Below are 14,520 nucleotides of genomic sequence, written 5' to 3'. Positions count from 1 at the left end.
ATTCCCGCGCAGGCGGGAATCTTAAAGCCTATTGCATTACGATTCCCAATCAAGTTGGGAATGACGATGCTACTATATTAAAATTTCGCCGCGTACTTTACTTCCTCATACGGCCGTACCAAAACCGATTGCCTCTTGCAAATAAGAGGATAGCCGTTTAAGGCAGAGGTTTGCGCCCTGCAACCCTAAACAGGATAAATGGCCGTGCCACCTAAACCTGACAGCAGCTAACACCGAACGCAGAGAGGTAAAGCGGATGGCAGGACTATCTTAGCCCAAATGCTTTTGCAACTGCTTTCCATAAAAACGCCGGCATATTTAATGCATAAATCTTATTGACCCGAATGAATGAAATGGAGAGGCCTTATCGATTAAGATCTCTCCACTTGGGTCGGGATGACGATTCGATGATTAAGATTTGGCTGCGTATTTCACCTCTTCATAAGGCTGTACCAGTACCCAACCTTCACCAAAAAACTCCAGTTGAAAAGATTCACCACTTCCCCTACCAATAAAAGAGCCAAAAGTTAAATTGGTTTTGATGTTTGGGCTTAGGTTTTCAGACCAGGCTACGGTAGCATTAGGATCTGTATATACAGGTTGGTTGGCCGAAACCCTCAATAAGATCGGTTCGCCGTGGGTGGTAATGGCAATATAACCACTGCCCGATAGTTTTACCTGAAATAAACCACCACTCATCATCCCGGCAATGCTTTTCAACATTTTAATTTCGTTTTTGATGTTCTCTTCCAAAGCGAGTACATCATTTCCGTTTACAAAAACCGATTCGTTTTGAAGTTTAATGATTTTAACCTTCTTGCCTTCGTCGGCCAGATACAGCTTACCTGTTCCGGTAGCATGCATGAGCGAGGTGCCTTCGCCAGAGATGGCTTTTTTTAATAAACCGCCCAAACCTTTGCTTAATAAACCTTCTCGTTTAAAATCGATATTGCCAATGTATGCCACCATCGAACCTGCCTTTGCCAAAATCTTTTGGCTTTTCAGGTTAACTTCGAGCATGGCTGGTTTTTCCAGTTCAAAAAAATCGTTTTCTGCCGGGTTTTCTGCTGATTCCTTAATAAGTTCGTTCAGCGTGTACTCTTTTTGCGCCATAATAATTTTTGTTTTACGTATTTAAGATATCTGATATTAAATATTCCCTTAAACTATAAATTATTAACTATAAAAATAGTAGATCACCTCTGTTTTTTTCCACAGTGTTACTGGTAAACTATTTGGCAATGAGTATTTTAATTTCTTTAGCTATGCTTGCAGCAACTTGCGATGCCGTAACTACGCTAAGATCTTTCGCCAGCTCATCACCAGCCTTTCCATGAATGTAACAGGCTAAAATGGCAGCATCTGTTGCTGTATAGCGTTGTGCCACAAAGCCTGCAATTATTCCGGTCAGGATATCGCCCATCCCCCCTTGTGCCATTGCCGGATTACCAGTTGGATTGATCAGTATTTTACCTGTTGGCAGACAGATAAAGGTATATTGGTTTTTAAGTACGATAACGATCTTTAATTTTTTGGCTTTTTCCTGAGCCGATTGTACCCTGTCCCACCAGCTGTCGTGCTCGCCAAATAATCGATCAAACTCTTTTACATGAGGGGTTAAAATGGTATTTGGCGCAAGTTTATCGGTCAGATCCGGTCTTTCACCCAAAATATTTAAGGCATCGGCATCAATGATTAAGGGTTGATTGGCTAAGATTAAACTTTCCAATAGTTTTTCATTTTCAGGATCTGTTCCTAAACCTGGTCCAATGGCTATGGCCTGGTATTTCTTTGGGTTTTCAATCCGCGTATATTCGTCTCTTGGCAGTGCCATCACTTCGGGTAAGCTGGTATTTAATGCTGTTAATCCACTCTGTGGAATGCAAGCGGTAGTTAAACCTGCACCGGTATGTAAACAAGCCATTGAAGAGAGTAAAGCCGCACCCATGGTATCGGTATTGCCCGCTATAATCAATCCATGGCCATAAGTACCTTTATGGCTAAACAATTTTCTGGGCCGAAGGATGTTTTGAATATCACTTTCTTCGATCAACTGAAAATCGGCATCCTGATTTTGAATAAACCCCTCATCTAAGTCAATTTCTACTACTTCAAATTTTTCGGTTGCAGGGGCAGATTCGGGAAAGAAAAAGTTAATCTTTGGGCGTTGAAATGAGATCGTTTTATAGGCTTTTATGCCGTTATACACTTCAGGTAATTTTCCTTCAGCAAAAAAACCTGTAGGTACATCTACCGCATACACCTTTTTATGCTGTTTGTTAATAAACTGAATCAGTTCTTCATAGTCGCCCGCAAGCGCTTTATTTAAACCCGAACCTAAAATGGCATCGATCACTAAATCTGCCTTCAGGCTTTTCAGATCAGAGGGTTGATTAATTACTACTTTTTTGCAGCGCGATTCGTCTATCCGTTGCAGGTTAATGGCAAAATCATCGCTTTGCTTGTTACTGAAGTTGATGATATAAACTTTTATATTTTGATAACCATTAGCCAACAGCAAATGGGCAGTAGCCAATCCATCGCCACCATTATTTCCCTTTCCACAAAAAATAGCAACACTTTTACTGGTATCAAATTCATCTCTCAAAAAACTTTGAACAAAGGCCCTGGCGGCTTTTTCCATCAGATCAATAGAAGCAATTGGTTTATTGGCAATGGTAAACTGATCGGCACTGCGCATTTGGGCAGAAGTTAGCAACGTTCGCATCTTACTAAGATAAAGTGTTTAAAATGATTAACCCTAAAGCACAGATAATGTTTTTATCTATCCTGTCAAAATAAGTTAAAGTGAAAACGCGTCGATTTAAATTAGTCCTTATTTGCAAGCAATTTATATATTAGACAAATAATAACATTCAGAAATCTTTAACGTTTTCTATTGAAATAAATTAAATCTCAAAACAATGAATCAAAAACCATCGAATGCATTCGTGGCTGCGGCCTGGATGGCATTAGGTATCGGAATGATCGGCTTTATTGTAGGCCTGTGGCGTTCTGATATGCTTCTCAACGAAAAAGGATATTATTTTACCGTATTGATGTTTGGCCTTTTTGCCGTAATCTCTTTACAAAAAGCTGTTCGCGATAAACTGGAAGGAATTCCGGTTACCGAAATTTATTACGGTATCAGCTGGTTTTCTACGCTATTAACCATCACCTTACTGGTAATTGGTTTGTGGAATGCCACTTTGTTACCCAGCGAAAAAGGGTTTTATGCCTTCGCCTTTCTACTCTCGCTTTTTGGCGCTATAACGGTGCAGAAGAACACGAGAGACAGTCAGATTGTAAATAAAAACCGCGATTCGGAGTAGTCACAGACCCTATTCTTAACAAATTTATTGAAACCAATGCTCAGGCATTGGTTTTTTTATTTTAATCAGAAATGAAATATATTATCTCCTTAACTAAAAAATAATTACTACTTTAAACATCAGATACCGAGGCTAATAGTTTATCATTTTCGAGCAAATTTTATAAACCTATTTAAATCTTGTAAATCCTACCCATGGAACAAAAAGATGGCTTAAAGAAAACGCTTACCCCCTTTATGCTCTGGGGGCTTGGCGTGGGTTATGTAATTTCGGGAATGTATTTCGGCTGGAATTTAGGTCTCGAAAAAGGGGGTACTTTGGGCATGGCCATCGCTACGGTTGCCATCATGGTGATGTATGTTACCTTTAGTTTCAGTTATGCCGAACTGGCCTGTGCCATACCAAAAGCAGGTGGGGTTTTCGATTATGCCAACACAGCCCTGGGCAAAAACATGGGTTTTATTGCGGGTATTGCACAAATGGTCGAATTTATATTTGCCCCTCCTGCCATTGCTTTTGCCATTGGTGCTTATTTTAATGCGTTTTTCCCACAGGTATCCATTCTTACTAGTGCCATTGCCGTTTATTTTATTTTTACAGCTTTAAATATTTATGGTATAAAGGCAGCGGCTTCTTTTGAAGTCATTATTACGGTTCTAGCTGTTGGCGAACTCCTCTTGTTCTCAGGCATTACATTGCCGAAATTTCATACAGAAAATCTGACACACAATAGTTTCCCAAACGGCTGGAGTGGTGTTTTTGCAGCGATCCCCTTTGCCATCTGGTTTTTTCTGGGTATTGAGGGCATTGCCAATGTCGCTGAGGAGACCAAAAACCCGCAACGAGACATCAGCAAAGGTTTTGGATGGGGCATATTTACCCTGGTTGTATTATGTGTACTGGTTTTTATTTCTACCATTGGCATTGGCGGTTGGGAAGCCATTGTGTATAAAAACGGAAAATCGGGCGAAACTTCCGATTCACCTCTACCTTTAGCCCTTTCAATGATTACGGGCGATAATCATTTAATGTACCACTTACTCATTACGGTTGGCCTATTTGGCTTGGTTGCCTCCTTCCATGGATTGGTTTTAGCAGCTGGCAGGTCTACCTACGAAATGGGAAGAGTGAAAAGCATCCCTGCAATATTGGGAAAAATCTCCCCGAAATTTCAAACACCGGCTAATGCGCTGATCGGTAATATGGTCATTGGCATCATCGCCCTTGTATCGGGCAAAACCGCCGAAATTATCATTATTTCTGTATTTGGTGCCTTAACTTTATATATCATATCGATGGTTTCAGTAATGGTACTCCGAAAAAACAGTCCTGAAATGGCGAGGCCCTTCAAAACACCGGTTTATCCATTATTTCCCATCATTGCCTTAATTATTTCCTTTGTTTCTTTTATCGCAATGATGATTTATAATCTTAAATTAGGTTTAATTTACTCAGGCATTATTTTAGGCATATTTCTTCTATATAAAATCTTTAAAAAGGCAGATTAATGAGTACTAGCAAAGAAATTCTTGATTATGTAAAACATCATCCATCAGGAAAAGTTAAATTGGCTGTTGCTGATATCGACGGCATTTTAAGAGGGAAATATGTCGCTGCCGAAAAGTTTGCATCACTGGCTGAAGGTCGCCTGGGTTTCTGTGATGTTACTTTCGGCTGGGATGCAGGCGATCTGGCGTACGAAAACGGGAAATATACAGGTTGGCATACGGGTTATCCGGATGCCCAGGTGAAAATCGATCTCTCAACCTTTCGAAAAATCCCATGGGAAAATGAGGTGCCATTCTTTTTGGGCGATTTTATTGATGACCAGGATCAACCAAATTTTGTTTGCCCAAGACAGCTGTTAAAAAAACTGATCACAGAATGTGAAAATGAAGGCTTTTCACCACTTTTTGCACAGGAATTTGAATGGTTCAATTTTTCGGAAACGCCAGAAACCATCCATGAGAAAGGTTTTACTAATTTAAAACCTTTAAGTCCGGGCATGTTCGGCTATTCCATTTTAAGGAGCACTTACCGGAATGAATTTATGGGCGACCTGTTCGAACTGCTGAATAAATTCGACATCCCGATTGAAGGCTTGCATACCGAAACCGGACCAGGGGTTTACGAAGCAGCTATCAAATATGCTCCGGCTTTACAAGCTGCCGATCAAGCGATTTTATTTAAAACAGCCGTAAAGGAAATTGCCTACAAACATGGAATCCTGGCTACTTTTATGGCTAAAATAAGCGAAAACTTACCTGGTTGCAGCGGACATGTGCATCAAAGCTTATGGGACAGTAACAACAAAACCAACCTGTTTTACGAGGAAAAGGATCCGGATAAAATGAGCGAAATCATGAAAAGTTATATCGCTGGTCAGCTGCATTGCCTTCCACACCTTTTGCCAATGATTGCGCCTACCATAAACAGCTATAAACGTTTGGTTGAGGGCGCATGGGCACCAACTACCGTAACCTGGGGAATCGACAACCGCACTACGGCATTACGCGCCCTGCCGGGAAGCAAAAAGGCTTCGCGTTTAGAAACACGGATAGTAGGATCTGATACTAACCCATACTTAGCGCTTTCGGCCTGCCTGGCTGCCGGAATGTATGGCGTTAAAAATAAACTTAAACTGGAACAGCCTGCTACGAAAGGAAACGGATATACCGATTTATCAAATGGTATATTATCCCATAATTTATTCGAAGCCACACAAAAGATGAAAAATTCAGATCTGGCCAAAACATTATTGGGCGAAGATTTCGTTGATCATTTTACGATGACACGCGAATGGGAATGTAAACAATATGCCAAAGTAGTAACCGATTGGGAGTTGAAAAGGTATTTAGAAATTATTTAAGCATAGTGTAGTCATGCTGGGAAGTCGAGTTTTAGAAAAACAAAGGAGTTGGAATGACAAGTAGTAGGATCGTCATTTCGACCGCAGTGGAGAAATCTTTTAACATAGTCCAAAGATTTCTCCGTTCCGCTATGCTTCAGTCGAAATGACGATCCATTTTTTAGAATTTGTCATTGGGAACCTTAATGCATTTGTAGGGTTTGTAGGTTGCATTAAAATTCCCGCATGCGTGGGAATGACGATCGTTCTTTAGAACAATTTACACTGAACCTTAGGTGACTAAGGTGGTAAAAAATAAAACATGCTAAAATGTTGACTACCTAAGTCACCTTAGAACACCGTAGTTAATCGCTGACTGTTAGAAATAAATTAAAAAGAACAGGTCTTAAATACCTAAAATAGTAAAATAAGAATATCATGATATTTGATAAAATCCATCAGTTTAATTTCCCCACAACCATCCGTTTTGGTGCAGGTGCCGTAAAAGAATTACCAGCTTATTTAAGCAAAAACCAATTAAAAGCGCCATTAATTGTTACCGATCCAACCATTGCCCAACTTCCGTTTTTTAAAAAAATTGTTGAAGACTTAAAGTCAAAAAATATTTCTGTTGAGGTTTTTAGCGACATACACAAAAACCCTGTAAAAAGCGATGTTTACAAAGGTACTGATGCCTGGGATGCTACCCATCGCGATAGCATTATTGGTATTGGAGGAGGTGCAGCTTTGGATGTTGCCCGTGCCATTGTCCTGCGTGTTAACCATCGCGAAGATTTATTTAAATATGATGATTTAATCGGTGGTGATATTTACGTAACCAATGATGTTCCCCATTTTATCACCATCCCAACCACATCAGGTACCGGAAGTGAGGTTGGCCGCAGTGCCATAATCGCCGATGATGAAACGCATCAGAAAAAAATCTTGTTCTCGCAAAAATTAATGGCGCAGATCGTTTTTGCAGATCCGGAGTTAACCATGGATTTACCACCTTTCATAACGGCAGCAACAGGTATGGATGCCCTCACCCACAATATGGAAGCTTATCTGGCAAAAAATTTCCACCCGATGTGTGATGGAATTGCCTTAGAAGGTATTTCGTTGATCAAAGATTCGTTGGAACGTGCCACCAATAAGCCCGATTTAGAAAGCAGGAGCAAAATGTTAATGGCCTCGATGATGGGCGCCATTGCCTTTCAAAAAGGTTTAGGCGTTGTCCACTCGTTGGCGCATCCGCTTTCTTCCCTTTTAGATACCCACCACGGCCTCGCAAATGCCGTGAATATTCCTTATGGCATGCAATTCAACATTGCGGGTTTTGAAGACCGGTTTAAAAAAATTGCCCGAACACTCGAGCTTAAAGAGGAAAATGGCGAAGCCGTTGTAAAATATCTGTTCGATTTGAACACGAAAGTCAATATTCCGCATAAATTGAGTGATATTGGCGTTAAAAATGAACACATAGAAACACTTGCCGATTTAGCATTTGCAGATTTCGCACATCCAAACAATCCTAAACCAGTAAGCAGAGAAGATTTTAAACAATTGTACTTAAGTGCTCTTTAAAGTAATCATTAACCACAGATAAAAAGGATGAAAACAGATAAAAGGTGGTATTACTTAATAAAAAATCACAATCCAAATCTGTGTTCATCTGTGAAAACCTGTGGCAAAACATAATGGACTATGTCTGATAAAATAATTATTGGCGTTACCGATTGCAGTAAATACGCCATTTACCGGGACTGGGTCTTATCCTACAACCAAAATGTAGAGGTAATCCAGCTCGGATACAAGCTTAACAATTTCGACGAGATCAAAAAATGCGATGGTATTGTTTTAACCGGTGGTGAAGACGTTCATCCCAGATTTTATAACCAGCCCGAGTATTATCCTTATTGTTATGAGGATGATATCGATGAAAAACGAGATGAGTTTGAATTTAAAGTTTTAACCTATACCGAAGCTCATTCAATCCCGGTTTTAGGTATATGCCGTGGCATGCAGGTTGGAAATGTATTTTTTGGTGGCACTTTAATTCCCGACATTGCAACCTGGGGAAAATTCGATCATTCTAAAATGCACGATAAATCAGACCGCTACCACGAAATTTTGGTGAATTCATCCTCATGGCTCAACCAGATTGTAAATACCGATAAGGGATTGGTAAACAGCAACCATCATCAAAGTACCGATAAAACCGGAAAAGGATTGGTGGTGAGTGCAATTTCTCCAGATGGGGTTACCGAAGCCATGGAACGATTGGAACCGGAAGGAAAATCATTTTTGTTATTTGTGCAATGGCATCCCGAGCGTTTGAAAGATCAGCACAGTCCATTTAGCAAAAATATACATGAGGCATTTATTCATGCGATAAACTTAAATATTAACCACAGATAAAAAGGATAAACACAGATTCTAATGATTATTACATTTTAAAATCTGTGTTCATCTGTGAAAATCTGTGGCAAAAACAAAGAATATGCAAATTATCAACCCAGCAACAGAAGAAATCATTACCAGTTTGGCGGAGGATAATTCATCCACACTTCAGCTAAAATATGATGCTTTAAAAGAATCGCAGCCGCTATGGGCAAATAAAACTCTTCAGGAAAGGATTTTAGTGATTACGAAATTCAGTGATTTACTGGAAGCTGAAACAGAAAAACTGGCGTCGGTATTAACCAGCGAAGTCGGCAAACCCTTACAACAATCGCGTAATGAAATTAATGGCGCAAGGGCACGCATTAAATGGATGCTCAATAATGCTGAAAAATATTTAAGTGATGAGGTAATGGTTGAGGAACCGGGTTTGAAAGAGGTTATTAAATATGAACCTTTAGGTGTGGTCTGCAACATTTCGGCATGGAACTATCCTTACCTGGTTGGTGTAAATGTTTTTATCCCGGCACTTTTAAGTGGTAATGCGGTGATGTACAAACCATCAGAATACGCCACCTTAACCGGACTACAGATCGAAAAATTGTTAAAAAAAGCAGGGGTGCCTGATGATGTTTTCCATATCGCCATTGGTGCAAAAGAAACAGGATCGACCCTATTGGAAATGAATTTTGATGGTTATTTTTTTACAGGCTCATATAAAACAGGCAAGTTCATCTACGAAAAAGTGGCATCGAAAATAGTTCCCTGTCAGTTGGAGTTAGGTGGAAAAGATCCTTTGTACATTGCCGATGATGTGGACGATGTAGGTGCTGCAGCGGTTGGTACAGCTGATGGCGCTTTTTACAATAACGGACAAAGTTGTTGTTCCGTTGAGCGCATTTACGTACATGAGAAAAATTACGACGATTATTTAAATGCCTTTGTTACTGAAGTTAAAGGTTGGAAAAGTGGTTTACCCACAACCGATGGCATTTATATTGGTCCACTAACAAGAAAAGAACAAATATCGGTATTGGAAAACCAGGTGAAAGATGCTTTAAATAAAGGTGCAAAATTGCTAACAGGAGGCAAAGCGCTTTTGGGAAAAGGTTATTATTTCGAACCAACAGTGCTAACGGATGTTACGAACGATATGTTGGTGATGCAGGAAGAAAGTTTCGGCCCGATCATAGGCATTATGAAGGTACAAGATGATGTTGAGGCTTTAAAGATGATGAAAGATACCGATTATGGCTTAACCGCTTCAGTTTACACAGCAGATCAGGCAAAGGCTGAAAAAATACTGTCTCAGCTTGATGCAGGTTCGGGTTATTGGAACTGCTGCGACCGCGTGAGTGCAGCCTTGCCCTGGAGCGGAAGAAAATATTCTGGTATCGGTGCTACTTTATCACACCAGGGATTGAGGGCTTTTACTAAACCAAAAGGTTATCATTTAAGGGGATAAAATATGGGTAATGAGAGAGATAACAACCTTATCGAAGGTGAGATTGCCGATTATTTATTAACGGATACCGGAATACTGATTTCGTACAGCAAAAGCATTTTACGTACTGTAGAAAATATTTCGGCCAATGTTGCACTGGTGAAGAAAATCACCAATAACAAGAAAGTCCCCCTGTTAATTTATTTAAAAAACTCGCCGGTTCCGGATAAAGAAACAAGAAAATTTTCGACTGAGCAGTTGCCTCAAATTTATACTGCGATGGCCATGGTTTCTAAACCGGGTTTGGCGCAATTAATTATGAAAATCCTTTTTAAGTTTCAAAACCCGCCCATCCCGATGAAATCATTTACAGATGATAAGAAAGCGATGGAATGGTTGACGAAGTTTTTAATTTAAATCAAAAAGATATTATCCTCAGTTTAAATTATTGCGTAAAATCAATATAAATTACATATACAGTTAATTTTTTGCCCCAAGGCAAGCCTTGCCACAGCTCGCCGCCGCCGAAGGCTTTTCTCCAGCTCCAAACGTTATACGCTCAACGCTTTGCCGTTTGCACATTTCTAACTGCTCAAATTAAATCTTTTTTAATAAATTGCGGATTATACTTTATCCGGTTAAACCGTTTTAATTATTTTAATGAAAAAATTATTTCTGATTATCTCCTGCTGTTTCTTTACAGCCAATACTTTCGCTCAATCTATCGTTACAGAAACTGAAATCGGCGACTCAGAAGGTGCTGTTGTACAAACACCAATTGCCATTATCCCAGAGCCAGTTTCATTGATAAAAAAAGCCGGAAGCTTTACCTTACCCGAAAATGTAATTCTACAAGCAGTTAGAAGTGGAGAGTTAAAACAATCCATCGCTTATTTATCAGACCGGATTACCACCGCTACAGGGAAATTTGTAAGCACAGTGAGTAATTCCAATCACCCAACCATTAAACTGATTTTAAATACACAGGAAGATACTCAACTCGGTAAAGAAGGTTATAAACTAAATGTTAACCCAACCCAGGTGGTGATTACCGCAAACCAACCAGCGGGTATTTTTTATGGCGTACAATCGTTAATCCAGCTTTTTCCTGCCGAGATAGAGAGCAAAGAATTGGTGAAGGATGTGAAATGGAAGGCACCTTGTGTTGATGTGGTAGATTATCCAAAATTAGGCTGGAGAGGTTTAATGTTCGATGTGGCCCGTCACTTTTTTACTAAACAGGAAGTAAAACAGTTTATTGATGACATGGTTCGTTATAAATTCAACCTGTTGCATTTGCATTTAGCGGATGATGAAGGCTGGAGGATAGAAATTAAAGGTCTGCCTAAATTAACTGAAGTTGGCGCCTGGAGTGTTAAAAAAACAGGAACCTTTGGCGATTTTACTCCACCAACTCCTGACGAGCCCCGTACCTATGGTGGTTTTTATACACAGGAAGATATTAAAGAGCTTGTTCAATATGCGCAGGAACGCTTTGTTAACATTTTACCCGAAATTGATGTACCAGGGCATAGTTTAGCCATTATTGCTTCTTATCCCGAATTGTCATGTACGCCAGATGCGGTGAATTACAAAGTCCGTTCGGGTGAAAAAATTATGGATTGGAGCCGTGGTGCACCACCAACGGCATTGGTTGATAATACACTTTGTCCGGCAAACGAAAAGGTTTATGTTTTTTTAGACTCGGTACTTACCCAGGTAGCCAAACTTTTCCCGTTTGAATATATCCACATGGGTGGTGATGAAGCCCCACATAATTTCTGGGAAAAGAACGATCAGGTTAAAGCTTTAATGCTTCGCGAAGGTTTAAAAACCATTCCGCAGGTTCAGGCTTATTTTGAAAAACGTGTAGAACAGATTGTAATTTCGAAAGGCAAAAAATTTATGGGCTGGGATGAAATACTTGAAGGTGGCGTATCGCCGACAGCTGCAGTAATGAGCTGGAGGGGAATGAAATATGGCATTCAGGCTGCTAATGATAAACACAATGTGGTAATGAGTCCAACCGATTTTGCCTATTTGGATTATATGCAAGCAGATCCGATTACCGAACCAAAGGTTTATGCCTCTTTAAGGTTAAACAAAGCTTATCAGTTTAACCCGGTTCCGGCCGGCGTAAATGCACAGTATGTTATCGGTGCGCAAGCCAACCTTTGGACAGAACAGATTTTCACCTTCCGCCAGGTTGAATATATGGTTTACCCACGTGCATTTGCCATTGCCGAATCAATATGGAGCCCGATTGAAAAGAAAAACTGGACCAATTTTGTTGATCGTACACAACAACATTTTAAACGCCTGGATTTAGCAGAGATCAAATATTCGCCAGCCATTTACGACCCGATTTTTACGGTGAAACGCAGTGCTGATAAACAATTGATGATAGAGCTTACACCAGAGATTGATGGTTTAGATATTTATTATAGTTTTGATAATTCTACACCAGATCGTTTTTATCCGAAATACACTACGGCATTGCAGGTGCCAAAAGATGCCAGTATGTTACGTGTAATTACCTATCGTGGTAAGCAACCAATTGGTAGATTAATCAGCATGCCTGTTGCAGATTTACAGAAAAGGGCACGTTAACCAATCAGTATTAAGATTCCCGCTTTTACGGGAAAGACGAAAGATCTACCATGGGAAAAGAAATAGAGCGCAAATTTTTAATCGATCAGCAAAAGTGGGACAACCTTAACAAACCGGAAGGAAAACTTTTTAGGCAGGGTTATTTACTCACGGATAAAGATAAAACCATAAGGGTAAGGGCAACTGAAAGCACAGGATTTTTAACCATAAAAGGTCAAACCATTGGTGCCACACGGATGGAGTATGAATACGAGATCCCGGTTGATGAGGCCACAGAATTACTAGATAATTTCTCGCAATCAGAACTTTCGAAAACACGTTATGAAATTACATTTAACGGCAAACTTTGGGAAGTAGACGTATTTTTAGGCGATAATAAAGGCTTAATAGTTGCCGAAATTGAACTGGAAAGTGAAGATGAACATTTCGATTTACCGGATTGGGTAAGCACTGAAGTTACCGAAGAGGCAAAATATTACAATTCTAACCTTACCCTTAAACCCTTTAAAGATTGGATTTAAGTTTTCTATGTCTGTTTCATCATAGTTGGGTTTGCGTTAGGGATTGTAAGGGTTCAGTACCGATCCTTCATCGGTACCGGAGCGAAGCGCAGCCCTGAAAAGCCCGCCCCCTGGGGAACGCCCAAATCAGTTTGCAGTTTACAATTCTCAGTTAGCGGTTTATAATTTTCAGTTATCAGTTCTCTTACCTACCTCGCATGTTTTTAAACGGCGCAGCCCTCAATGAGACCTATGAAAACATTAATAACCCGAATTAAACCTGCGAGGTATGCCCCTTTAAAATTTATTTAATTTTTCTACCGGTTTTTCTTTCCTAATTAAACTCATTTCCTATATTAGCTCTATCGAATTCATCCTATCGATAGCAAAAAAGAAATGATCCCAATTTCTGTGGTTTGCAAATTCAAATAATATCAATTATAAAACCAAAAGGATGAAAACAAGTAAATTTTTGATGAGTACGGTTATTGCGGCTACGCTGTTTTGCGCAGGCTGTAAACCGAACGATGCGGCTATCCAGGCTGCAATTCAAGCCAAAGAGACAGCTGGCGTTACTGTAGCTGTTGCAAAAGGCAATGTAACCTTAACCGGGATTGTTGAGGATGAAGCCATAAAAGCCAAAGCAGAAGAAATTGCCAAAGCAGAAAAAGGGGTAAAAACTGTAACCAATAACTTAATAATTAAGCCAACTGATTTACCGGTTATAATTGCAGATGACGCTGTTTTGATCAAAAATGTTGCCGATGCCACAAAAGATTTCCCAACGGTGAAAGCCGAGGTTAAAGATGGTGTGATTTTATTAACTGGCGAGATCAAAAAAGCTTCGTTAATTACTTTGATGCAACATCTAAGTATATTAAAGCCAAAAAAAATCGACAATAAATTAACCGTTAAATAAAACTCAGTTATGGCATTAAGAGATAAATATAAAGCATTAACCGATGCAGCAACAGGAATTGCAGATTTAACGATAAGAGAGGTAGATGGCATTTTATATATAGATGGAACTGTAGCAGACGGCGCAACTAAAGACCATCTTTGGGAAGTTTACAACCAGATTGATCCAAACTATACTTCAGGTGATTTGGTACTGAACGTAGATGTAGCCATTGATGCGGCCGTAACACATGCTAAGGTGATTACAGAAAACAGTAATTTAAATATCCGTAAAGGTCCGGGTACCGATCAACCAATTGTAGGTAAAGCGGCGCATGGCGAAGTGATTACTTTGGTAAACAGAAGCAACGATTTGTGGTGGCTGGTGAGAACCAAGGATGGTGAGGAAGGGTATTGTTATGCACAATACCTGGAAGCACAGGCATAAAAAAGACCTCGCAGTGCTTAAAAACCTGCGAGGTCTAA

At 39.9% G+C, this 14,520-nt stretch carries 13 protein-coding genes; 11 read left to right on the top strand and 2 right to left on the bottom strand.

Features of this window, described 5'->3' with window-relative positions; all coding sequences use genetic code 11:
* Window positions 1-411: 411 nt before the first annotated feature.
* Window positions 412-1,113 (bottom strand): AIM24 family protein, encoded by a 702-nt coding sequence (locus tag H9L23_RS25845; RefSeq protein WP_187592974.1) that lies wholly within the window; start codon window positions 1,111-1,113, stop codon window positions 412-414.
* Between the two features lie 118 nt (window positions 1,114-1,231).
* The gene (locus tag H9L23_RS25840; protein WP_246474797.1) at window positions 1,232-2,728 is read right to left on the bottom strand and encodes an NAD(P)H-hydrate dehydratase; all 1,497 of its coding nucleotides are present in this window, start codon (window positions 2,726-2,728) and stop codon (window positions 1,232-1,234) included.
* 196 nt (window positions 2,729-2,924) lie between these two features.
* Here H9L23_RS25840 and yiaA point away from each other — a divergent pair, with 196 nt between their 5' ends.
* From yiaA to H9L23_RS25785, 11 genes are all read left to right on the top strand, one after another.
* A complete protein-coding gene (gene yiaA / locus H9L23_RS25835; RefSeq protein ID WP_132398365.1) occupies window positions 2,925-3,332 on the top strand; it encodes an inner membrane protein YiaA in 408 nt (135 codons plus the stop codon).
* A 194-nt stretch (window positions 3,333-3,526) separates the two neighbouring features.
* Window positions 3,527-4,840: an ethanolamine permease gene (eat, locus tag H9L23_RS25830; RefSeq protein ID WP_187592973.1), complete on the top strand. Its 1,314-nt coding sequence runs from the start codon at window positions 3,527-3,529 to the stop codon at window positions 4,838-4,840.
* Window positions 4,840-6,201, top strand: coding sequence for a glutamine synthetase family protein (locus tag H9L23_RS25825; RefSeq protein WP_187592972.1), 1,362 nt, complete (start codon window positions 4,840-4,842; stop codon window positions 6,199-6,201). Before eat ends, H9L23_RS25825 begins: the two co-directional genes overlap by 1 nt.
* Window positions 6,202-6,618: 417 nt before the next feature.
* On the top strand, window positions 6,619-7,767 hold the full coding sequence (locus tag H9L23_RS25820; protein WP_187592971.1) for an iron-containing alcohol dehydrogenase: 1,149 nt from the start codon (window positions 6,619-6,621) through the stop codon (window positions 7,765-7,767).
* A gap of 120 nt (window positions 7,768-7,887) precedes the next feature.
* Window positions 7,888-8,601, top strand: coding sequence for a gamma-glutamyl-gamma-aminobutyrate hydrolase family protein (locus H9L23_RS25815; protein WP_187592970.1), 714 nt, complete (start codon window positions 7,888-7,890; stop codon window positions 8,599-8,601).
* Window positions 8,602-8,683: 82 nt separating this feature from the next.
* The gene (locus H9L23_RS25810; protein ID WP_187592969.1) at window positions 8,684-10,048 is read left to right on the top strand and encodes an aldehyde dehydrogenase family protein; all 1,365 of its coding nucleotides are present in this window, start codon (window positions 8,684-8,686) and stop codon (window positions 10,046-10,048) included.
* Window positions 10,049-10,051: 3 nt separating this feature from the next.
* The gene (locus H9L23_RS25805; protein ID WP_187592968.1) at window positions 10,052-10,444 is read left to right on the top strand and encodes a DUF7793 family protein; all 393 of its coding nucleotides are present in this window, start codon (window positions 10,052-10,054) and stop codon (window positions 10,442-10,444) included.
* Between the two features lie 243 nt (window positions 10,445-10,687).
* Window positions 10,688-12,637 (top strand): beta-N-acetylhexosaminidase, encoded by a 1,950-nt coding sequence (locus tag H9L23_RS25800; protein ID WP_187592967.1) that lies wholly within the window; start codon window positions 10,688-10,690, stop codon window positions 12,635-12,637.
* A gap of 50 nt (window positions 12,638-12,687) precedes the next feature.
* Entirely contained in the window at window positions 12,688-13,158 is a 471-nt protein-coding gene (locus H9L23_RS25795; protein ID WP_187592966.1) for a CYTH domain-containing protein, read from the top strand.
* A gap of 433 nt (window positions 13,159-13,591) precedes the next feature.
* Window positions 13,592-14,056 (top strand): BON domain-containing protein, encoded by a 465-nt coding sequence (locus H9L23_RS25790; RefSeq protein ID WP_187592965.1) that lies wholly within the window; start codon window positions 13,592-13,594, stop codon window positions 14,054-14,056.
* 9 nt (window positions 14,057-14,065) lie between these two features.
* Window positions 14,066-14,482 (top strand): SH3 domain-containing protein, encoded by a 417-nt coding sequence (locus H9L23_RS25785; protein WP_187592964.1) that lies wholly within the window; start codon window positions 14,066-14,068, stop codon window positions 14,480-14,482.
* The last annotated feature ends 38 nt before the right edge of the window (window positions 14,483-14,520 follow it).

It is taken from the genome of Pedobacter roseus (genome assembly GCF_014395225.1).
GTDB lineage: Bacteria > Bacteroidota > Bacteroidia > Sphingobacteriales > Sphingobacteriaceae > Pedobacter > Pedobacter roseus.
Note: the sequence above shows the minus strand (reverse complement) of the source record. Positions and strands in the feature narration are given on the sequence as shown.

Excerpts from the sequence above, each read along its gene's own strand:
- H9L23_RS25820 (WP_187592971.1), top strand. The coding sequence starts at position 6,619 with ATGATATTTGATAAAATCCATCAGTTTAATTTCCCCACAACCATCCGT.
- H9L23_RS25840 (WP_246474797.1), bottom strand. The coding sequence starts at position 2,728 with ATGCGAACGTTGCTAACTTCTGCCCAAATGCGCAGTGCCGATCAGTTT.
- H9L23_RS25795 (WP_187592966.1), top strand. The coding sequence starts at position 12,688 with ATGGGAAAAGAAATAGAGCGCAAATTTTTAATCGATCAGCAAAAGTGG.
- H9L23_RS25800 (WP_187592967.1), top strand. The coding sequence starts at position 10,688 with ATGAAAAAATTATTTCTGATTATCTCCTGCTGTTTCTTTACAGCCAAT.
- eat (WP_187592973.1), top strand. The coding sequence starts at position 3,527 with ATGGAACAAAAAGATGGCTTAAAGAAAACGCTTACCCCCTTTATGCTC.
- H9L23_RS25815 (WP_187592970.1), top strand. The coding sequence starts at position 7,888 with ATGTCTGATAAAATAATTATTGGCGTTACCGATTGCAGTAAATACGCC.
- H9L23_RS25790 (WP_187592965.1), top strand. The coding sequence starts at position 13,592 with ATGAAAACAAGTAAATTTTTGATGAGTACGGTTATTGCGGCTACGCTG.
- H9L23_RS25845 (WP_187592974.1), bottom strand. The coding sequence starts at position 1,113 with ATGGCGCAAAAAGAGTACACGCTGAACGAACTTATTAAGGAATCAGCA.
- H9L23_RS25785 (WP_187592964.1), top strand. The coding sequence starts at position 14,066 with ATGGCATTAAGAGATAAATATAAAGCATTAACCGATGCAGCAACAGGA.
- H9L23_RS25810 (WP_187592969.1), top strand. The coding sequence starts at position 8,684 with ATGCAAATTATCAACCCAGCAACAGAAGAAATCATTACCAGTTTGGCG.
- H9L23_RS25825 (WP_187592972.1), top strand. The coding sequence starts at position 4,840 with ATGAGTACTAGCAAAGAAATTCTTGATTATGTAAAACATCATCCATCA.
- H9L23_RS25805 (WP_187592968.1), top strand. The coding sequence starts at position 10,052 with ATGGGTAATGAGAGAGATAACAACCTTATCGAAGGTGAGATTGCCGAT.
- yiaA (WP_132398365.1), top strand. The coding sequence starts at position 2,925 with ATGAATCAAAAACCATCGAATGCATTCGTGGCTGCGGCCTGGATGGCA.